The 18144-nt window shown below is 73.8% G+C and carries 21 protein-coding genes; 9 read left to right on the top strand and 12 right to left on the bottom strand.

What is annotated here, in order from left to right:
- Window positions 1–67 precede the first annotated feature (67 nt).
- From IEZ05_RS26190 to IEZ05_RS26175, 4 genes are read right to left on the bottom strand one after another with little or no spacing between them, the layout of a single operon-like run.
- The gene (locus IEZ05_RS26190; RefSeq protein WP_189232713.1) at window positions 68–442 is read right to left on the bottom strand and encodes a roadblock/LC7 domain-containing protein; all 375 of its coding nucleotides are present in this window, start codon (window positions 440–442) and stop codon (window positions 68–70) included.
- Between the two features lie 46 nt (window positions 443–488).
- Window positions 489–1025 carry a roadblock/LC7 domain-containing protein gene (locus IEZ05_RS26185; protein ID WP_189232712.1) on the bottom strand — a complete coding sequence of 179 codons (537 nt, stop codon included), beginning with the start codon at window positions 1023–1025 and terminating at the stop codon, window positions 489–491.
- 41 nt (window positions 1026–1066) lie between these two features.
- A complete protein-coding gene (locus IEZ05_RS26180; RefSeq protein ID WP_189232711.1) occupies window positions 1067–1852 on the bottom strand; it encodes a hypothetical protein in 786 nt (261 codons plus the stop codon).
- Window positions 1849–2247, bottom strand: a complete 399-nt coding sequence (locus IEZ05_RS26175; protein WP_189232710.1) for a hypothetical protein — start codon at window positions 2245–2247, stop codon at window positions 1849–1851. Before IEZ05_RS26175 ends, IEZ05_RS26180 begins: the two co-directional genes overlap by 4 nt.
- 348 nt (window positions 2248–2595) lie before the next feature.
- Here IEZ05_RS26175 and IEZ05_RS26170 point away from each other — a divergent pair, with 348 nt between their 5' ends.
- Window positions 2596–3663, top strand: coding sequence for a YihY/virulence factor BrkB family protein (locus IEZ05_RS26170; protein WP_189232709.1), 1068 nt, complete (start codon window positions 2596–2598; stop codon window positions 3661–3663).
- Between the two features lie 38 nt (window positions 3664–3701).
- Window positions 3702–4040: a hypothetical protein gene (locus IEZ05_RS26165; RefSeq protein WP_189232708.1), complete on the top strand. Its 339-nt coding sequence runs from the start codon at window positions 3702–3704 to the stop codon at window positions 4038–4040.
- 24 nt (window positions 4041–4064) lie between these two features.
- Here the strand turns inward: IEZ05_RS26165 and IEZ05_RS26160 are convergent, their stop codons facing one another.
- Window positions 4065–4859, bottom strand: a complete 795-nt coding sequence (locus IEZ05_RS26160) for an SDR family NAD(P)-dependent oxidoreductase (RefSeq protein ID WP_189232707.1) — start codon at window positions 4857–4859, stop codon at window positions 4065–4067.
- A gap of 192 nt (window positions 4860–5051) precedes the next feature.
- Between IEZ05_RS26160 and IEZ05_RS26155 the strand changes: the two genes are divergently transcribed.
- Window positions 5052–6203 carry a hypothetical protein gene (locus IEZ05_RS26155; protein WP_189232706.1) on the top strand — a complete coding sequence of 384 codons (1152 nt, stop codon included), beginning with the start codon at window positions 5052–5054 and terminating at the stop codon, window positions 6201–6203.
- A gap of 23 nt (window positions 6204–6226) precedes the next feature.
- Here the strand turns inward: IEZ05_RS26155 and IEZ05_RS26150 are convergent, their stop codons facing one another.
- On the bottom strand, window positions 6227–6919 hold the full coding sequence (locus IEZ05_RS26150) for a maleylpyruvate isomerase N-terminal domain-containing protein (RefSeq protein ID WP_189232705.1): 693 nt from the start codon (window positions 6917–6919) through the stop codon (window positions 6227–6229).
- A 128-nt stretch (window positions 6920–7047) separates the two neighbouring features.
- Between IEZ05_RS26150 and IEZ05_RS26145 the strand changes: the two genes are divergently transcribed.
- From IEZ05_RS26145 to IEZ05_RS26135, 3 genes are read left to right on the top strand one after another with little or no spacing between them, the layout of a single operon-like run.
- Window positions 7048–7614 (top strand): (2Fe-2S)-binding protein, encoded by a 567-nt coding sequence (locus tag IEZ05_RS26145; protein ID WP_189232704.1) that lies wholly within the window; start codon window positions 7048–7050, stop codon window positions 7612–7614.
- Window positions 7611–8603 (top strand): FAD binding domain-containing protein, encoded by a 993-nt coding sequence (locus IEZ05_RS26140; protein WP_189232703.1) that lies wholly within the window; start codon window positions 7611–7613, stop codon window positions 8601–8603. Before IEZ05_RS26145 ends, IEZ05_RS26140 begins: the two co-directional genes overlap by 4 nt.
- Before the next feature lie 25 nt (window positions 8604–8628).
- Window positions 8629–10758 carry a xanthine dehydrogenase family protein molybdopterin-binding subunit gene (locus IEZ05_RS26135; protein WP_189232702.1) on the top strand — a complete coding sequence of 710 codons (2130 nt, stop codon included), beginning with the start codon at window positions 8629–8631 and terminating at the stop codon, window positions 10756–10758.
- Between the two features lie 60 nt (window positions 10759–10818).
- Here the strand turns inward: IEZ05_RS26135 and IEZ05_RS26130 are convergent, their stop codons facing one another.
- Complete coding sequence (locus IEZ05_RS26130) at window positions 10819–12291, bottom strand: hypothetical protein (protein ID WP_189232701.1); 1473 nt, start codon at window positions 12289–12291, stop codon at window positions 10819–10821.
- 205 nt (window positions 12292–12496) lie between these two features.
- On the opposite strand from IEZ05_RS26130, the gene IEZ05_RS26125 reads away from it, so the two are divergent.
- The 3 genes from IEZ05_RS26125 (at window position 12497) to tgmB (ending at window position 14113) form a co-directional block, all read left to right on the top strand.
- Window positions 12497–12802, top strand: coding sequence for a YkvA family protein (locus IEZ05_RS26125; RefSeq protein WP_189232700.1), 306 nt, complete (start codon window positions 12497–12499; stop codon window positions 12800–12802).
- 119 nt (window positions 12803–12921) lie between these two features.
- Window positions 12922–13113, top strand: coding sequence for a putative ATP-grasp-modified RiPP (gene tgmA / locus IEZ05_RS26120; protein ID WP_003978169.1), 192 nt, complete (start codon window positions 12922–12924; stop codon window positions 13111–13113).
- A 16-nt stretch (window positions 13114–13129) separates the two neighbouring features.
- Window positions 13130–14113 carry an ATP-grasp ribosomal peptide maturase gene (tgmB, locus tag IEZ05_RS26115; protein WP_189232699.1) on the top strand — a complete coding sequence of 328 codons (984 nt, stop codon included), beginning with the start codon at window positions 13130–13132 and terminating at the stop codon, window positions 14111–14113.
- A 6-nt stretch (window positions 14114–14119) separates the two neighbouring features.
- Here the strand turns inward: tgmB and IEZ05_RS26110 are convergent, their stop codons facing one another.
- The 5 genes from IEZ05_RS26110 to IEZ05_RS26090 all read right to left on the bottom strand — a co-directional run bounded on the left by IEZ05_RS26110 (window position 14120) and on the right by IEZ05_RS26090 (window position 18088).
- Window positions 14120–14335, bottom strand: a complete 216-nt coding sequence (locus IEZ05_RS26110; protein ID WP_189232698.1) for a hypothetical protein — start codon at window positions 14333–14335, stop codon at window positions 14120–14122.
- A 201-nt stretch (window positions 14336–14536) separates the two neighbouring features.
- Window positions 14537–14800, bottom strand: a complete 264-nt coding sequence (locus tag IEZ05_RS26105; protein ID WP_189232697.1) for a DUF5133 domain-containing protein — start codon at window positions 14798–14800, stop codon at window positions 14537–14539.
- A 167-nt stretch (window positions 14801–14967) separates the two neighbouring features.
- Window positions 14968–16737: an ABC transporter ATP-binding protein gene (locus IEZ05_RS26100; protein WP_189232696.1), complete on the bottom strand. Its 1770-nt coding sequence runs from the start codon at window positions 16735–16737 to the stop codon at window positions 14968–14970.
- Between the two features lie 219 nt (window positions 16738–16956).
- Window positions 16957–17502, bottom strand: coding sequence for a hypothetical protein (locus tag IEZ05_RS26095; protein WP_189232695.1), 546 nt, complete (start codon window positions 17500–17502; stop codon window positions 16957–16959).
- A 28-nt stretch (window positions 17503–17530) separates the two neighbouring features.
- Window positions 17531–18088, bottom strand: a complete 558-nt coding sequence (locus IEZ05_RS26090) for an ATP-binding protein (RefSeq protein WP_189232694.1) — start codon at window positions 18086–18088, stop codon at window positions 17531–17533.
- Window positions 18089–18144 lie beyond the last annotated feature (56 nt).

Here is an 18144-nt window from a genome sequence, read left to right as displayed (position 1 = left end):
GCCCGGCGGGGTGTCCCGCCGGGCCGCGCCCGTGTGCCGTGCCGTCGTGCGGTCGGGCCGAAGGGTGTCAGACCTCCAGCTCGCTCTCGATGCGGCGCAGCTGGTGCCGGGCCATCGCCAGGTTGGCACGGCTGCCGTCGAGCACGAGGTAGAGGAACAGCCCGTTGCCACCGCGGCCCTTGAGCAGGCGGATCAGGTGGTACTGAGTGTTCAGGGTGATCAGGATGTCCTCGATCTCCTCCTTCAGACCGAGCAGTTCCATCGTGCGCAGTTTGGCCCGCACGACGTCGGTGTTGCCGGCGGCGGCGACCTCCAGGTTGAAGTCCTTGGTGCCGCCCAGCGTGCCGAGGGCCATGCCGCTGGTGTAGTCGACCAGCGCCGCGGCGGTCGCTCCGTCGATCGAGCTCAGGCATTCCTTGAGCGAGGTCTCCAGGTTGGCCATGCGTGGGTTTCCTTCCGTACGTGATCGGTGGACACCTGACCGGGGGTCAGGTGGGCCGGCGGTGGCCGCCGGCCTGGGGACGTGGTTCGTGTGCGGGCCGTTGCGGGGTGCGCACCGGCAGGGTGCCGATCGGCCGCGCCGGGTCGGCGGGCGTCGTCGTGGCGTGCTCGCCCGGTACCGCCCGGTCGCCGGGGCGGGTGCGGTCGTGACCGATGTGGGCGGCGACGAGTTCGCCGATGCGGGCGCCGCTGCGCCGGCCCTCCAGGTGCAGCCGTCCCACGTTGACGCGGCCGTCGGCGAGCAGGGTGAGCACGGCGGCCGGTCCGGCCGCGTAGGTGGCGACGTAGCCGTCGGCCCCGCGCAGCAGCAGTTCGCGGAAGCCGCCGCGTGCGGTGGCCTCGGCCGTGCGGTGCGCGACGCCGAGCGCGGCGGCGGTGAGCGCGGCGAGGCCCTCGGGTTCGGTGCCCGGCGCGTCGTGGGCCAGCACGAGCCCGTCGACGGTGGCCGCGAGCGATCCGGTCAGCTGGGGCACGCGGTTGCGCAGGCGGTGCAGTTCGTCCAGGACGTCGCTCTCGACGGCCATGATGAGCAGTCTCCTTTCGGCACGCTGGCGACGCGCGCGGATCACAGGGCCTCCAGGGCGTCTCGAAGCCGTCGCAGCAGTGCCGTGTCCGGGTCGTCCCAGGCGGCCGGGTACGCCTCCTGGCCCGTCGCGGCCGGCCGGGGCGTGCTCGGGGCGGCGGTGACGAGTCCGTCGGCGGCCAGGCGGCGCAGTTCGACGAGGGTGTGGTAGGTGCGGCAGGCGAGGGACGCAGCGATGTCGGCGGCGGTGCGCACGCCGTCGACCTGGGTCAGGGTCCGGCCGCGCCGGGCCGGGAGGTCGCCGGTGCCGGCGCCGGGGACACGGGCGAGCGGCACGACGTCGATGTCGGGATCCGGCCAGATGCGTTCCAGCAGGTCGCGGCGGCGTCGCGACTCCCGCACGACGGTGTCCACGGGCACGGACCGCACCGCGCCGAGCCAGTGCAGGGCACCCGGCCGGAAGCGGTGCGCGCGCGTGTCGTGGGCGAGCACGAAGTACGCGGCGTCGAAGAGCGCGCCCAGGTGGCAGACCTCCAGGGCGCCGGCGGCGAGCCGGCCGCTGTCCACCAGCCGGTGTCCGACCCGGTGGTGGGCGCCGCCCCGGTCGACCGCCTCCCACCAGCCGTCCGACGGGACGGCGCCGCTGCGGGTGAGCAGCGCGCCGAGGTCCGGGGTGAGGGCCGACTCCACGTGTACGACGCGGCCCGCGGAGAGGTAGACGATGCCGCGCTCGCCCGACAGGGCGCCGGTCGCTCCTTCGGCCGCCAGGGTGCCGAGCGCCTCGGACGTCGTCCCGTGCTCGGTCCACGCCGTCGCCGCCGCGGTCATCCGAGCACCAGCCGGTCCGCCATCTCGGCCAGCCGGATGCGGGCCAGGGCGAGGTTTCCGTCGTTGCGGTCCAGCCAGAGGTGGAGGAAGACGGTGCTGTCGAAGGGGGTGCTGACGAACCTGAGCAGGTGGTAGGAGTCCCCCGTCGTGACGATCATGTCCTCGACCGGCGGATCCTGCTCCGGCACGGCGGACTCGCCGGCCGGTGCCAGGGAGCCGCTCTCCGCGACGTGCCGGGCGAGTTCGGCCGTCTCCGCGGCCGTCGCCTCCGGGTCGCCGCCGGGCGCTTCACCCACCGCGCCGAGGGCGAGTCCGCTGATCCAGTCGACCAGCGAAGCGCCCCGGGCGCCGGGCAGTCGCATGGCTTCCAGCAGACTCTCGTCGATTCCGGGCACGCCGGATCCCCTCCCCCTGCACGGCTGTACCGCGAACGTGACGCCGAGACTACGGAAGGTGCACGCATCCGGTGAGGGCTTTGGCATTTTCCAGAGGAACGTGCCCCCGGTGCGGCATACTGCGACGTTTCGGCCCGGGAAGGAGGGGCGCGGGCAGGCCCGCGCCCCGGTGCGGATGGTGGGCGGGACCTGTCCGCGCGGACCATGGTGCGGGCGGCCCGGAGCCCTCCGCCACGAGTGAGCGGCGCCACCTCGGGTGCGCGCCGCACACCCGGTGCGGGCACCGGCGCACCGGCGCGAACGCGGGCGCACAGGCGTGGACACGCCGGGACTGGCAACCCGGCGGACATGGCAGAACAGCCCTCTCCCCACGACGGGAAGCACACACCGGAGCAGGACCGCACGGCTGACGGCAAGGCGCCCGAGGACTACGGTCCGGGCGCCTCCACCGAGCAGGCCGCTCCCGACTCCCCCACCCAGCTGCCGAGGCGCTCGTGGTCGGCGCTGCTGCGGCGCGTCCTGTCCGAGTTCAAGGACGACGAGCTCACCGACCGCGCCGCCGCCCTGACCTACTACGGGATCCTCTCGCTGTTCCCCGCTCTGCTGGTGCTGGTCTCGCTGCTCGGGATCGCCGGGCAGTCCGCCACCCAGGAGGTCCTGGACAACATCCAGAAACTCGCCCCCGGGTCCGCGCGGGACGTCATTACCAACGCCGTGAAGCAGCTGCAGTCCAAGGCCGGCCTGGGTTCCGTACTGGCGGTGGTCGGTCTGCTCGGTGCCGTCTGGTCGGCGTCCGGCTACGTGGCCGCGTTCATCCGCGCGGCCAACGCGGTCTACGACGTGCCGGAGGGACGGCCGGTGTGGAAGGTGCTGCCGCTGCGGGTGGCCCTGACCGTGGTGCTGCTGGTGCTCGCCGTGGTCAGCGCGCTCATCGTGGTGTTCACCGGCAGTCTGGCCCGGCAGGCGGGCACCGCGCTCGGCGTCGGCGACACCGCGCTGACCGTGTGGTCCATCGCCAAGTGGCCCGTCCTGGTGCTGCTCGTCACGATCATGATCGCGATCCTGTACTGGGCCACCCCGAACGCCCGCCCGCAGGGCTTCAAGTGGATCACGCCGGGCAGCGTCATCGCCCTGCTGGTCTGGCTGGTGGCATCCGCCGGGTTCGCCTTCTACGTGGCGAACTTCGGCTCGTACAACAAGACGTACGGCACGCTGGCGGGCGTCATCGTCTTCCTGATCTGGCTGTGGGTGACGAACCTGGCGATCCTCCTCGGCCTGGAGTTCGACGCCGAACTGGCCCGGCAGCGCGTCATCGACGGCGGCCATCCGCCCGAGGACGAGCCGTACGTCGAGCCCCGCGACACGCGGGCCTGGGACGCCGGGGACCGGCGGCGCGCGGCGTCACCGGACGAGTGACGCCACATGGCCCCGTGCCTCAGGGGTACGCGGACGCCATGACTGACGGCAGGACTCCAGAACCCCAGGAACGCCGAGAACCGCAGGACACGGGCCGGGCCGAGCGGACCGAGGAGGAGCGCGCCGCGGCCCGGCCCTTCGCGTATCCGTATCCGGAGCGGCACGCCAATGTGCGGGCCACCCGGCGCATCAGCCGTGAGCAGGCCGACGCCGACAGCGTGCCCGGCGTGCCGGGCGGCTACGGCGCCACGGGCGGCGGGCAGCCCGGCGGCCGGAGCACGCCGCGCCCCGGTGACGACACGGCCGAGGAGGCCGGCGTCACGGACGTGGTCGGCGGACGCGAGACCCGGGCGCCCCGGAGGAACGAGAGGCGGTGACCAGGTCGGCCCCCGGGGCGCCGCCTACGGGAGGATCGAGTCGACGTATCCCCCGTCGACGCGCACCGCCGCGCCGGTCGTGGCGGACGCCTGCTCCGAGCTGAGGTAGACCACGAGGTTGGCGATCTCCTCCGGCTCGATCAGCCGCTGGAGCAGCGACTGCGGACGGTGTTCGCGCATGAAGACGCGCTGCGCCTCCTCCCAGGGCAGGTCGCGGTCGACCAGCTGGTACACGAAGTCCTCGACGCCTTCGGTACGGGTGGGTCCGGCGATGACGGAGTTCACCGTGACACCGCTGCCGGCCGCCTCCTTGGCGAAGCCGCGGCCCACCGCCAGCAGGGCCGTCTTGGAGACCCCGTAGTGGATCATCTCGGCCGGGATGACCACGGCCGAGTCACTCGCGATGTACAGCACCCGGCCCCAGCCCCGTTCCCTCATTCGGGGGAGATGGGCGCGCGTCAGCCTGACGCCCGCGAGGACGTTGATCTCGAAGTAGCGGCGCCACTCGTCGTCGCTGATATCCAGCGCGGGTACGGCGCCGAAGATGCCGAGGTTGTTGACCAGGATGTCTACGTCGGGCAGCGTCCGGACGGCCCGGTCCGCGCCCTCCTCGGTGCCGAGGTCGGCGTCGACGGGGACGAACTCGCCGTCGGGCACGGCGGCCCTCAGCTCGCCGACGCTCTCCGCCAGTCGGGCGGCGTCGCGTCCGTTGACGCCCACCGTGGCGCCGGCCCGGGCCAGCTGGGCGGCGATCGCCGCTCCGATGCCCTGCGAAGAGCCGGTCACCAGCGCGGTCCGCCCGCCGAGGTCGATGTTCATCGGGTCGCTCCCTGTCGTGTCGTGAGGTCTTCCGCCGTCTCGCCCAGCCTCGCCCACGACCCGCCTCCTGCCCCGGCGGACCGGGCCGGGCGCGAGGCGCGGCACGCCCGGTCGGCGGACCCCGGGTGATCTCCGGCGGCCTGCGGCGAGATACTGGCCTTTCGCCCGTATCCCCGCCACACAGATGGACTCATGCCGACCTCTCCCAGCGCCCGCCCCACGACTCCCCCCACGGTGTGGCCGGCTCGCGGCCGCCACGTCGGATCCGCCGCGGAGGACACCGTCCGGCGCACCCTGCGACGGCTCAAGGACAGCCACGTCCTCGACGACTTCCAGGAGCTGCCCGACGACCCGGCCGAGGACGGCGCGCCCGGCGTGCACGTCTTCGAAGCGCGCTGGAAGGCCGGCGGCACCGTCACCGTGCGTGCCCGGCTGACGCTGGAGCCCGGCTCGGCGGGCGGGCAGGAGTGGACCCTGCTCGCGGAGGCGGAGGAGGCCTGGGACCCCGCATGGCCGTCGCCCGCCGCCATGTTCTGGCCCGACGACCCGGATGTCACCTGGGACCGCGACATCGCCACCGGTCTGCGGCTGCGGGGGATCAACACCCTGCCGGACGACGACAAGGCCGTACGGCGGCTGATCAAGGAGGCCGGGCGCGGGGCGTGGAACATCCACGTCGTCGTGCACGAGGCGATGACGCCCGATCACCGCGGCCGGGTGCCGCTGGCGGAGCGGCTGCCCGCGAGTCTGCGCCACCGCGTGGTCGAGCACCGCGCGGCGCCGCAGCAGCTGCGGGTCGTCAACTGGGCGCTGGAGGACTTCGGCGTCCAGGTGCCGCGCGGAGGCGCGGTGATCCTGCCCGGCACACCGGCCCCGGCCGGCTACGACGCCCAGGACTTCTCCGTCCGCAGCGTCTTCCTCGACGGCACCGAGCCCGTCGACCTCATCGCGGCGGTGACGGCCTTCGCGGCGCTGCCCCGGCCGCTCGTGGACGGCGCCGAGGAGGCACTCAGGGCGCTGCGGGAGGACTGGCGGCTGCTGACCCTGGAGGAGGAACTGGCCCGCGAGCGCAAGCTGGTGGCCATGTACGCCGAGGCGCTGGAGGCCATGACGCAGTCCCGCGACCTGTACCGGGAGGCGGCCGAACGCGCCGCCGAGGCGCTGGCCGCGTACCGGGAGACCGCCGGTCCGGCCCCGGCCGTGGCTCTGCCGTCCGAGGCGCCGGCGCCCTCCCCGCTGCGCGGGCTGACCCGCACGCTGGAACGGTTCAGGAGCGCGGGCCGGGCATCGCGCTCCGAGGCCGGTGGCCGGGAGACCCCGCCGTCGGCCGGGAGCGGCGCCTGACGACCGCCGGTGGCCGGCGCGGCTCAGCTGAACAGCGGGAAGCGCTTCGCGTCGGCTCCCAGGGCCTGCCGTTCGTCCTCGGTGAGTCCGGCGCGTCCGGTGGCGGCGCGGGCGTAGTGTTCGTCGCTCCAGTCCAGCGGGACCGGGCGGCCCAGGAGACCGTCGAGGGTGGCGCGGACCGCGGTCAGCCCCGCCGGTGACGGCCCGGGCGCGGCGGCCAGTGCGACGGTCAGGTCGAGGTGGTGGACGGTCGCCTCGACGCCGAGGGTCGTCAGCAGGTCTCCGGCGGTCAGCACGTGCCCCTGGGTGCGCACCCGGCGGTCGGGCTCGGCCGTCGCCGCGGCCGTCACGGTGGCCGCCGCCGTCTCCAGGTACGACTCCTTCATCTGCCCGAAGCCGAGGAACATGCTCGCCGCGACCCGGTTCCAGCGCCGTCCGTGGGCCGCGCCGACGGGGTCGGGCGCCCAGTCCCGCCAGTAGGTGACGGCGTCCCGGTCGGGCTGTTCCCCGGCGGGGGTGTGCAGCGCCACCAGGGCCCGCTGGGCGTCCCCGAGCAGGTGGAACACCAGATCGCGTACCGCCCATCCGGCACAGTCGGTCGGCAGCCACGACTCCTCGTCCCCGAGGGGGCGGACGACCTCCGCCAACGCCCCGTACGCCTCGCGCACGACGCGGGCCGGGTCCGGTTCCGTACGGTCCTCGTGTTCCGTGGTCATGGCGCCACCCTAGGCCGTGTCCGGCGGCGGGCCGCCACCGACTGAGGAGACCCTCACGTGTCAGTCGGCGTGACGTGGATACGCGGTCTGCACAGCAGCACGGCCCGTCCCGGAAGGTCAGCGACGCCATGGACAGCCAGCACCGGAGCGCCTCCCCCGCTTCCCGCACGTCCGGGTCATCCCACTCGGACACCACCCTGCGGGTCAACGGCAAACCCCACACCCTCACCGTCGACCACCGTCGCGTCCTGCTGGACCTCCTGCGGGAGGACCTCGGGCTCGCGGGCGCCAAGAAGGGCTGCGACCACGGGCAGTGCGGCGCCTGCACGGTCCTGGTGGACGGCCGGCGCGTCAACAGCTGCCTGCAGCTGGCCGTCGCCCTGGACGGCTGTGAGGTCACCACCGTCGAGGGCCTCGCCGGGGACGGCGAGGAGCTGCACCCGCTGCAGCGCGCGTTCCTGGAGCGCGACGCCTTCCAGTGCGGTTACTGCACCCCGGGCCAGATCTGCTCCGCGGTCGGCGCGCTCGCCGAGGCCGAGGCGGGTCACCCCTCCCACGTCACGGACCCGGCGACGCCCTCCGGCGAGCCCGTGCCGCTGGACCGGGACGAGATCCGGGAGCGGCTCAGCGGCAACCTGTGCCGGTGCGGGGCGTATCCGCGCATCGCCGACGCGGTCGAGGACGTGATCCCGTGAAGCCCTTCGCCTACGTACGGGCGGGCAGCGTCGAGGAGGCCACCGACGCGTTCGCCACCCACCCCGGCGCCCGCTACCTCGGCGGGGGCACCAACCTGGTCGACCTGATGAAGCTCGGCGTCGAGACGCCCGCCGCGCTCGTCGACGTCACCCGGCTGCCGCTGGACGCGGTGGAGGAGCTGCCCGACGGTTCGCTGCGCGTCGGCGCGATGGTGCGCAACAGCGACCTCGCCGCCCATCCGGCCGTCCGCGACCGCTACCCCGCGCTGTCCCAGGCCCTGCTGGCGGGTGCCTCGGGGCAGCTGCGCAACGCGGCGACGACCGGCGGCAACCTGCTGCAACGCACCCGCTGCCCCTACTTCCAGGACCTGTCCAAGCCCTGCAACAAGCGCGAACCCGGCACCGGCTGCGGCGCGCTGGAGGGGGTGCACCGCGACCACGCGGTGCTCGGGCAGTCCGCGCTGTGCATCGCCACCCATCCCTCGGACATGGCGGTGGCGCTGGCCGCCCTCGACGCCCGCGTGGAGCTGTACGGCACGGAGGGCGCCCGGAGCGTGCCCGCCGCCGAGTTCCACCGGCTGCCCGGCGAGCACCCCGAGCGGGACACCGAGATCCGCCCCGGCGAGCTGATCACCGGTGTGGTCCTGCCGGCCGCCACGGCCGGGCTGCCGTCGGCGTACCGCAAGGCCCGGGACCGGGCGTCGTACGCCTTCGCGCTGGCCTCCGTCGCCGTCGTGCTGCACCTGGCGGACGGCGTGGTGGACCGGGCCGGCATCGCCTTCGGCGCGCTCGCGCACCGTCCCTGGCGGGCCCGGCGGGCCGAGGAGGCGCTGCTCGGCGCGGCGCCCACGACGGCCGCGTTCGAGCACGCCGTCGACCTGGAGCTGGAGGCGGCCGAGCCGCTGCGGGACAACGCCTACAAGGTGCCGCTGACCCGCCGGCTCGCCCTGGACGTACTGGGCCGGCTGGCGCCGCCGGCCACCACCTGACACCGGCGTCGACGAGGAGGACTCCATGACCGGCACCGAGACCGTCCTGGGCGCTCCCGCCGAGCGCCGGGAGGGGCGGGAGAAGGTCACCGGCACCGCCCGGTACGCCGCCGAGTACGACTTCCCCGGCCGCGTCCAGGCGTGGCCCGTGCCGGCGGCGGTCGCGCGCGGCCGGGTGACCGGTGTGGACGTCGCGCCCGCGCTCGCGCTGCCCGGCGTGCTCGCGGTGCTCACGCACGAGAACGCACCCCGGCTGGGAGAGCCCGACGACCCGACGCTAGCCCTGCTGCAGAGCCCGCGCGTGCCGCACCGGGGCTGGTTCGTGGGCCTGGTGGTGGGCGAGACGCTGGAGGCGGCCCGGGCGGGTGCCGCCGCCGTCCGCGTCACCTACGAGGCGGAGAGCCATGACGTGACGCTCACCGCGGACCACCCCGATGCCTACGTCCCCGAGACGGCCAACGGAGGCTTCCCGGCCGTCACCGAGCACGGCGACGCCGAGGGCGCCTTCGCGTCCTCGCCGGTCCGGGTCGACGTCGCGTACGAGGTACCGCCGCTGCACAACCACCCCATGGAGCCGCACAGCAGCACCGCGGTGTGGGACGGCGAGCGGCTGACCGTGCACTCCTCCAGCCAGGGCAGCACCGCCGTGCGGAAGGAACTCGCCCGGCTGTTCGGGCTGACCGAGGACCGGGTCACGGTCCTCGCCGAGCACGTGGGCGGAGGTTTCGGGTCCAAGGGCACCCCGCGCCCCGACGTGGTCCTGGCCGTGATGGCGGCGATGCACACCGGCCGGCCGGTCACCGTCGCGCTGCCGCGCCGCTACCTGCCCGCCGTCGTAGGCCACCGCGCGCCGACCCTGCACCGGCTGCGCCTCGGCGCCGAGGCCGACGGGCGGCTGACGTCGCTCTCCCACGAGGTGACCACGCACACCTCGCGGGTGAAGGAGTTCGTGGAGCAGGCGGCGGTCCCCGCGCGCGTCATGTACGGCACTCCCGCCCTGCACACGCTCCACCGCGTGGTGCCCCTGGACGTGCCCACGCCGTCCTGGATGCGCGCCCCGGGCGAGTGCCCCGGCATGTACGCGCTGGAGTCCGCGATGGACGAGCTCGCCGTCCGGATCGGCGTCGACCCGGTGGAGCTGCGGATCCGCAACGAGCCGGAGACCGAGCCCGACAGCGGCAGGCCCTTCAGCAGCCGGCACCTCGTGGAGTGTCTGCGCGAGGGCGCGCGCCGGTTCGGCTGGGCGGAGCGTGATCCGCGACCGGGATCGCGTGCCGAGGGGCCTCTGCTGGTGGGCAGCGGGGTGGCCGCCGCCACGTATCCGGTGATGGCCTCGCCCTGCCGCGCGTCGGCCCGGGCGCTGCCCGACGGCGGCTTCCTGGTGCGGGTCAACGCCACGGACATCGGCACCGGAGCCCGGACGGTGTGCGCGCAGATCGCGGCCGACGCGCTCGGTGTGCCCCTGGAGCGGATCCGCATCGAGGTGGCGAACAGCGACTTCGGCTTCGCGCCGATGGCGGGCGGCTCGTCCGGAACCGCCTCCTGGGGCTGGGCCGTGCACGAGGCGTGCGCACGGCTGGCCGAACGTCTGGCCGGTCCCGTCGGTCCGCTGCCCGACGAGGGCATCGTGGCCGAGGCCGACACCACCGGCACCGCCGACGCCGAGACCCCGTACGCGCGGCACGCGTTCGGGGCGCACTTCGCCGAGGTCACCGTCGACACGGTCACCGGGGAGGTGCGGGTGCGGCGGATGCTGGGCGTCTTCGCCGCCGGGCACATCCTCAACGCCCGTACGGCGCGGTCGCAGTTCATCGGCGGGATGACGATGGGCCTGGGCATGGCGCTCACCGAGGACAGCACGGTGGACCCGGCGTTCGGCGACTTCACCGAGTCCGACCTCGCGTCGTACCACGTGCCCGCGCACGCCGACGTCGCGTCCCTGGAGGCGTACTGGGTGGACGAGGACGACGCCCACCTCAACCCGATGGGCAGCAAGGGGATCGGCGAGATCGGCATCGTCGGTTCGGCCGCGGCGGTCGGCAACGCGGTCCACCACGCCACCGGCATCCGCTTCCGCGAACTCCCGCTCACCCCGGACCGGGTGCTCTCCGGACTGCTCGAGCACGAGCACCCCGCGGGCATGCTGGGGGTATGACGGCGGCCCACCGTGGTCCCGCCGGGCGTCCGGCGGGACCACGGTGGGCCGGGTCGGCGATCAGTCCGCGACGCGGCGTGCCCGGGCGACCGGGCGGGCCGGCCTGCTCCTGGCGGGTGCCTGCGAGGCGACCCGTGCGCACAGTGCCGTCAGTGCGACCAGTGACGCCAGTACGGCGACCCCCACGGCGACCCAGACGGGCGCGAGGGTGAGGTCGACGGTGCGGGACATCTCCACCGAGGGGGCGGTGGTGCCGTACAGCTTGGCCGCGGCGAGCGCCGCGGGCAGCACGACCGCCACGGCGAGCACCGGCACGGCCGCGCGCACGGTCAGGACCAGCGCGACGACCAGGCAGAGCGCCGAGAAGCCGAGGGCGAAGGCGTAGCCGCGGACGGTCGCGTCGTTCTGGTGCAGCGGGAAGTAGGCCACGCCGCAGCCGGCGAGTGCGAGGACGGTGAGCCACGTCGGCCACAGCGCCCGCCGGGCGGCCCGCCGTGCCGCGGGACCGCGGTCTCGGCCGCGGTCACGCGGCGCGTGGTCCCGGGTCCGGGTCCGGTCCCGCCGGGCCGGGCGCAGCCCGCGGCGTCGTTCGCGGCCGCGGGGACCGGCTCCTGCGGGCGCCGGCGCTTCGGCGGGCGCCGCCGCCTCATGCGCGTACGGGTCCTCCTGGACGGGCTGCGCGAGCCGGGGGTCCGGCCGGTCGGCGTGCACCCGCTGTTCCTCGGCGAGCCGGCCGATCAGTTCGACCAGTTCCTCCACCGGACGGCCGGTGGCGGCGGCCCGTACGGCCTCCTGACCGCAGTGCGGCTCCAGGGGGGTGCGGTGCAGCAGGGCCATCAGCCGGGTCACGTCCTCCACCGAGCGGTGCGCCGCCGCGGCGCGGATCGCCTCGTCCGCGCTGTCCGGACGGCGGGGCGGCCGGGTCAGCAGGCCCGCCAGCCGGGTGACGTCCTCCACGGACCGGTTGACGCCCACCGCGCGGAGCGCGTCGCCCGTGGCCTGCGCGTACTGGGGGGACTGCTCCAGCATCGCGATCAGGTCGACGACCTCTTCCAGCGGCCGGTCGGCAACGGCGGCGCGCACCAGGTCCCCGACGGGGTCGCCGTACGACCGCGACGCGTCGTCGGGGGCGACGGGTTCACGGGCGAAGGGTTCACCGGCGAACGGTTCGTGGACGGCGGGCTCGTGTTCACGGCGGGCGGGTTCGTCGCCGACCGGTTCGTCGCCGAAGAGGTCCTCGTCCGTGAAGAGGTCCTCGTCGTCCGGTTCGGGGACCGGTTCGTAGGGGGCCGCCCGGTGGGCGTCGGCCGCCTGGAACGTCCGCTCCCGCGGGGTGGGTTCCCTCGGGACGGGTCCCCGTGGGACGGGCGAGCGGGCGGCCGAGGGCCGGACGGTGGCGGCCTCCGCGGCGGCCTGCGCGATTCCGGGCCGGATCGTGTGCGTGCCCGTGGCCGTGGTCGTCTCCGCGGCCGGCAGGTCCACGGCGGATATGGCGTATTCGGTCGTACGGGATGATGAGGAGCCGGTGGTCATGATCTTCTCCGTGGGATGGGGGGTGCGGCCGCCCTGCGTCCCCGACGTGCGACACGCGATGTGGTGCCCATTACTAAGCGCCTCCACCGCACGGTGCCACTCGGGCGGGCCACGGGGATGAGAGACCCGGCGCACAGACTTATCGCCGCCCCGAGCGGGAATCCGACAGGCAAGGCATGTGCCGCGCACCAGGAGGAGGGGCGGGGTGGATACGACCACAGTGGTGATCGTCGCGGCGGTGTCGCTCGCGGCGGTCGCCCTCTGCGTGGCCGTCGGGGTCCTGGTACGGCTGGTCCGTACCCGACGGGACCTCAGAAGGGCCGGGCTGCCCAGCGGGCCCCGGTGGGTCTTCTGGGGCGCCGTCCTCTATTTCGTGCTGCCGGCGGACCTCGTGCCCGATCCGGTGTATCTGGACGACATCGGCGTACTGCTCCTCGCCCTGCGCTCCGTGCGCGGCTCCCTCGGCGAGCGGGGACGGGGCACGCGCCCGCCCCGTGACTACGCTGCGTAAGGAAACCAATCACCCGTTCGATTCGTATAAGTCTCTGGAAGCCGAAGGAAGTCGGCGGACCAGGCGACGGCGCACAGGGACCATCGCTTGATCGGCGCAGCACCGACTAGGGAGAGACGATGCAACCGTTCGCGCTCAACTACGCACGGCCCGCAGTGGAGTTGGAAGCCACGACTCCGTACGTCTACGACTCCGGGCTGCAGTTGAACGTGCTCCTCGACGGGCGTGTGGCCGCCTGCGACCACGCGCTGCTGAGAGAACTGGGGACCACGACCTCCACGGCGGGGTCGAAGACTCACTTCGACGACTGAACACGGGCCGCCGAGAATGACCGTGCTGATCCTGACCTGTGAAGAGGACGTCACCGCGGACATGGTGGTCGTGCACCTGAACGCGTCGGGAGTGCCGGTGGTCCGTCTGGACCCCGCCGATCTGACCCATTCCGTCGCGCTCTCCGGCGAGTTCGTGCACGGCTCCTTCCGCGGTCATCTGTCCTCGGGGGGCCGCCTGGTGAGCATCGGGGGGCTGCGGTCCGTCTGGGTGCGCAGGCCGGGCGGTGCGGCCGCGCGGGCCGCCGAGCCCTCGGCGTGGCTGACCGAGGAGTCCTCGCAGGCGCTCTACGGCATGCTCCGCGGCTGCGGGGCGCGGTGGATGAACCAGCCCGACGCGGCCCACCGGGCCCGGTACAAGCCCTGGCAGCTGCGTCACGCCCAGGAGTGCGGGCTGCCCGTGCCGGCCACGCTGATCACGACGTTCCCGCGGGCGGCACGCGAGTTCGCCGAGCGGTACCCGGATCTCGTGGTCAAGCCCGTCTCCGGCGCGCACCCGCAGGATCCGCCGCTGGCGGTGCCGACCAGCCGGGTCCCGCCCGAGGCGGACTTCTCCGCCGTCGCCCACGGCCCGACGCTGCTGCAACGCCGGGTCGCCAAGCGTGCCGACGTCCGTCTCACCGTGGTCGGCGACCGGCTGCTCGCCGCCCGCAGGGCGACCCTCGCCGGCCGGGACCCGGAGGTGGACGTCCGTTTCTCCTCTTCCGGTGAGCCGTGGCGGCCGGCCGAGGTGCCGCAGCGCGTCGCCGAGGCCGTCCTCGCCTACATGCGCGGGGCGCACCTGGCGTACGGGGCCTTCGACTTCGCCGAGGACGGGGACGGCACCTGGTGGTTCCTGGAGTGCAACCAGTCGGGGCAGTTCGGTTTTGTCGAGGTGGACACGGGTCAGCCGATCGCCCGCACCATCGCCGAGTGGCTGGCCCGTCCCGGCGGCGCGGAGCCGACGGCGGCGGACGGCGCGGACCCGGCGATCGTCGGGTGAGCCTCGTCAGTGCGGGCGCGGTCCGGGCAGCAGCGCGGTGCGCTGCCAGCCGGCTCCGGGCGACGGGGTGCGCTCGGCGCCGGGCAGGTGGCCGGGCGAATGCAGGGGACGCATGACGACCTCCAGTTCCCTGCTCACTCGCTCGGCCTCCCGGCGCACCTGCGTGGGGACGTCACCGCATTCGGCGACGAGTCGGTCGTAGATGGGGGAATCCTGGAACACCCGTCAACGCGCCTTTCCTGTCGTCCGCCCCCGTACGGAGGCGCGACTGAGCAGTCTAGGCGTCCGGCCGTCCGGTGGTGCCCTTTCCCCCGAGTAGGTGACGGGGACTCAGCACGGTCCGGTCGTGCGCGGGGCCCGTTCCGCGGGCCGGGCCGGACGGTCCCGGCCGGATCCGCAGGACGGGCCCCGGGTACGGCGGTGTCACACGGCCAGGGACAGGCCGCTCTCCCCGTCCGGGTCCGCCGCCCGGGCGGCGTCCGGTGTCCGCCCCTTGGCCAGCAGCAGCGCGTCAGCCTTGGCCACCGCGTCATGGATGCTGGTCGTCGCCGTCATCACGCACAGCGTGTAGCTGACGTCCGCCAGCTCGCGCGCCGCCGCCGGCCGCTCCCTCTCCGCCTGAGCGATCCGCAGTGACGCGTACCGTGTCAGCAACTCCCTGACGACCTTCGGGTCCGGTTCGAGCACGAAGCGCCCCTCTCTCGATTTTCGCTGCGTATGCCCGAACCCTGACGAAACATTCACCCCATGAGCGCCCTCGCTCGCAATTGACGGAATTCCTTCGTTTTGTGTCCGACCGACGCCTTGATGGGTCGACAACAAGGGAGAAAAGGGACGGAACGCCGAGATGGCGGTCAGGCGACCTGACCGCTGTGCAGGGCCGTGTACGCCCCTTGCCTGCGCAGGAGTTCCTCGTGCGTGCCGGTCTCCAGGACGCGGCCCTCCCCCATCACCACGATCCGGTCCGCGCCGCGCACGGTGGACAGCCGGTGCGCCACGACGAAGGTGGTGCGTCCGCGCAGCAGCCGGGCGAGGGCCTGCTGGACGAGCGCCTCCGACCGGGTGTCCAGGGCCGAGGTGGCCTCGTCCAGGATGAGCACCTTGGGGTCGCGGATCAGGGCCCGGGCGATGGCCAGGCGCTGTCGCTGCCCGCCGGACAGCCGGGCGCCGTGCTCCCCGACCAGGGTGTCCAGTCCCTGCGGCAACCGCTCGACGAACTCCAGCGCATTGGCGTCGCGCAGCGCCGCGCGCACCGCCTCCTCGTCGGCGTCGTCCATGCCGTAGGCGACGTTCTCCCGGATCGTGCCGTCGAAGAGGATCGACTCCTGCGGCACCACCGAGACGAAGCGCCGGTAGGTGCGCAGGTCGAGGGTGTTCATGTCGATCCCGTCGAGCAGCAGCCGGCCACTGGTGGGACGCAGGAAGCCGATCACCAGGTTGAGCACGGTGGACTTGCCCGCGCCGGAGGCGCCGACCAGCGCGACGGTCTCGCCGGGGTCGACCGCGAGGGTGAAGTCGCTCACGGCGGGCCGCCCGTCGCTCTCGTAGACGTGTCCGACGTTCTCGAAGGTGACGGCCCCGCGCAGGGAGCCGAGCTCCGCCTTGCCCTCGTTGTCCTCCAGTTCGGGCGCCTGGAGCACCTCGCCGACCGAACGGACGGACTCCAGGCCCTTGGTGATGACCGGGGCCAGGCCCGCCAGCGTTGTCGTGGAGTTGGTCAGCGTGGTCAGGAAGGCGCTGAGCATGACGACGTCGCCGGCGCTGACGCCCCACACGTCGTAGTACGAGACGAGCGCCGCGCCCGCGAGGACCGCGACGCCGACGACGTTGAGCACGACCCAGGACAGCGAGCCGAAGCGGCCGTTGACCAGGTCGAGGCGCATCCCGGAGGTGAGCAGCCGGTCCAGGGTTCCGTCCATGCGACGCAGCGCCTTGCCCTCCAGCCCGTGGGCGCGGGTGACCGGGATGAGCCGGGTCATCTCGGTGACGCGGGAGGAGAGGGTCTCCACCTCGTGCCGGAAGTGTTCGTTGTGGGCGCGCAGCCGGGCGCGCAGGCGGGCGACGAGGAGGGAGGCGGCGGGCACGACGACGAGGAAGACGGGCAGGAACTCCGGTGTGCGGACGGCGATGATGACGAGGCCGCCGGTGAGGACGGTGAGCGCGCCGAGGCCGGTCTCGGCGGTCTGCTGCACCATCTGTTCCACGGTTTCCACGTCCCGCACGACCTTGGCCTGCAGGACGCCGGCGCTGACCCGCGAGTGGTAGCCGATGGAGAGCTGCTGCATGCGCGTGCACAGGGCGGACCGCAGGGCGGTGCCCATGCGGCGGACGCTGCCGTACAGGAGGCGGACGTACAGCAGGTGCAGCGGGTAGTTGACCACCAGGATGAACATGATGATCCCGGTGCTGGTCCACAGCGTGCCGATCGGCCGGTGCTGGACGACGGTGTCGATGATGGACGCGGTGATGAGGGGCAGCAGCCAGACCGGGCTGTGCTTGACGGTGAACACCGCGACCGCTCCGGCCAGCCGGCGACGGTCGGCGCGGAGCAGGTAGACGAGCGTGCGTATCGGGTGCTCGCCCCGGTAGCGGTGGTCGAGCGGCTTTTCCAACGACGACGCCATCGGCGTGGTCCTCCTGATGACCGAGGGGCAGGGCAAGCGCTTTCTCGCCTCGCGCCTTCCTACCTCTTCGGCCAGGACCGCGCCACACCGTCCCGCGGGCCGGGAACGTGTGCCGGGGCTTGCGTACGTCGGGATTGCGTACGTCGGGGAGTGCGTACGGGGGAATCGCGTACGTCGGGAGGGAGACCCGCGCCTTCTCCCCCGTGGAGGGCGCGGGCCTCAGTCTCCGAGTGTGCGGGCCAGTTCGGTCGTGGCCCGCTTGATCTCGCTGTCGCCCTCGGCCAGCAGCCGCTTCAGCTCGCCCCGCCGGGCGCGGACGGCCTGACGGGCGGCGCGCTCCCACACCACCGGGTTCTCCCGGTGGTTGAGGAGCTTGGGGTAGGCGGTGGCGGTGGTCTCCCACTGCCGGGCGTCGGCGATGTTCTTGAGCAACTGGATGATCTGCGCCCGGCAGTTCACCTGGGGCCGCTGGGCCAGCTCCCAGAGGAAGGGCACGGTCGCGGCGGTGGCCTGTTCCACGACGAAGCCGAACTGGCAGATCCGTTTCCGCAGATCGCCGAGGGCGGCCCGGGCCGTCTCGGCGTCGCCCCGGGCGACCTTGTCGAGGAGCCGGGGGATGGCCGCGGCGGAGCCACTGGAGTCCTGGATCTCGTCCCAGGGCACCCGGTCCAGACCTGCGAGGGGCGCGGTACGGAGCGAACCGGCAGACGACGCATGACGGTCGGTGCGCCCGGTGCTCGGCTGTGGTGTCGGAGCGCTGCGCATGGTGTGGGGCCCTTCCGCGGCAGTCGGGTCAGGTGAGGGGGCGGGTCGACAACGTGGCCCAGACGGTCTTGCCCGCCGGCGGTCTCGGGGTCCAGCCCCACTCCTCCGCCAGGGCGTCGACGATGGACAGACCGCGCCCGTGCTCACGCAGGTCGCGGTCGTCGGACGAGGTGCGCACGGGCGCGTTGTCCCCCGGGTCGCAGACGCTCAGCATCAGACGGCCGGGGTGGAGGCTGAGTGCCAGCCGGATCTCCGGCTGGTCCGCCGCGGCCGAGGGCACCGCGTGCGCCACGGCGTTGGCGGCGAGTTCGGTGATCACGAGGACCGCGTCGTCACCGCAGTGGTCCAGGGACCACCGGCGCAGCGTGTCCCGGGTGAACAACCGGGCCCGGGCGAAGCCCTCCCCGCTGCAGACGATGCGCAGCACCGCGGGCGCGGGAGGAGCGGGCGGTGTGCACGGTGTCGCGTGGGTGTCGAGGAACGGCCACTCTGCGGGGCGGGCGGCCGCTCGTGCCGTGCGCGGGAGCTCCTCGAACCGGCTCACCGCGTCCGTCTCCGGCACGGGCTCGCCGGGCGACCGGAGCATTGGATGCGCAGGTGACGGCACGGCATCTCCCTGATGCGACGTCAGTACGGGGCGCG

Origin of the sequence: Streptomyces flaveolus (assembly GCF_014648815.1) — a bacterium.
Lineage (GTDB): Bacteria > Actinomycetota > Actinomycetes > Streptomycetales > Streptomycetaceae > Streptomyces > Streptomyces flaveolus.
This window is presented reverse-complemented; position numbering and strand designations above follow the sequence as displayed.

What these genes read in the sequence shown, in the direction of transcription:
- IEZ05_RS26130 (WP_189232701.1), bottom strand. Translation starts at nt 12,291, where the DNA reads ATGACCACCGGCTCCTCATCATCCCGTACGACCGAATACGCCATATCC.
- IEZ05_RS26160 (WP_189232707.1), bottom strand. Translation starts at nt 4,859, where the DNA reads ATGAACATCGACCTCGGCGGGCGGACCGCGCTGGTGACCGGCTCTTCG.
- IEZ05_RS26180 (WP_189232711.1), bottom strand. Translation starts at nt 1,852, where the DNA reads ATGACCGCGGCGGCGACGGCGTGGACCGAGCACGGGACGACGTCCGAG.
- IEZ05_RS26165 (WP_189232708.1), top strand. Translation starts at nt 3,702, where the DNA reads ATGACTGACGGCAGGACTCCAGAACCCCAGGAACGCCGAGAACCGCAG.
- IEZ05_RS26190 (WP_189232713.1), bottom strand. Translation starts at nt 442, where the DNA reads ATGGCCAACCTGGAGACCTCGCTCAAGGAATGCCTGAGCTCGATCGAC.
- IEZ05_RS26185 (WP_189232712.1), bottom strand. Translation starts at nt 1,025, where the DNA reads ATGGCCGTCGAGAGCGACGTCCTGGACGAACTGCACCGCCTGCGCAAC.
- IEZ05_RS26095 (WP_189232695.1), bottom strand. Translation starts at nt 17,502, where the DNA reads ATGCGCAGCGCTCCGACACCACAGCCGAGCACCGGGCGCACCGACCGT.
- IEZ05_RS26145 (WP_189232704.1), top strand. Translation starts at nt 7,048, where the DNA reads ATGGACAGCCAGCACCGGAGCGCCTCCCCCGCTTCCCGCACGTCCGGG.
- IEZ05_RS26155 (WP_189232706.1), top strand. Translation starts at nt 5,052, where the DNA reads ATGCCGACCTCTCCCAGCGCCCGCCCCACGACTCCCCCCACGGTGTGG.
- tgmB (WP_189232699.1), top strand. Translation starts at nt 13,130, where the DNA reads ATGACCGTGCTGATCCTGACCTGTGAAGAGGACGTCACCGCGGACATG.
- IEZ05_RS26135 (WP_189232702.1), top strand. Translation starts at nt 8,629, where the DNA reads ATGACCGGCACCGAGACCGTCCTGGGCGCTCCCGCCGAGCGCCGGGAG.
- IEZ05_RS26150 (WP_189232705.1), bottom strand. Translation starts at nt 6,919, where the DNA reads ATGACCACGGAACACGAGGACCGTACGGAACCGGACCCGGCCCGCGTC.
- IEZ05_RS26090 (WP_189232694.1), bottom strand. Translation starts at nt 18,088, where the DNA reads ATGCTCCGGTCGCCCGGCGAGCCCGTGCCGGAGACGGACGCGGTGAGC.
- tgmA (WP_003978169.1), top strand. Translation starts at nt 12,922, where the DNA reads ATGCAACCGTTCGCGCTCAACTACGCACGGCCCGCAGTGGAGTTGGAA.
- IEZ05_RS26100 (WP_189232696.1), bottom strand. Translation starts at nt 16,737, where the DNA reads ATGGCGTCGTCGTTGGAAAAGCCGCTCGACCACCGCTACCGGGGCGAG.
- IEZ05_RS26170 (WP_189232709.1), top strand. Translation starts at nt 2,596, where the DNA reads ATGGCAGAACAGCCCTCTCCCCACGACGGGAAGCACACACCGGAGCAG.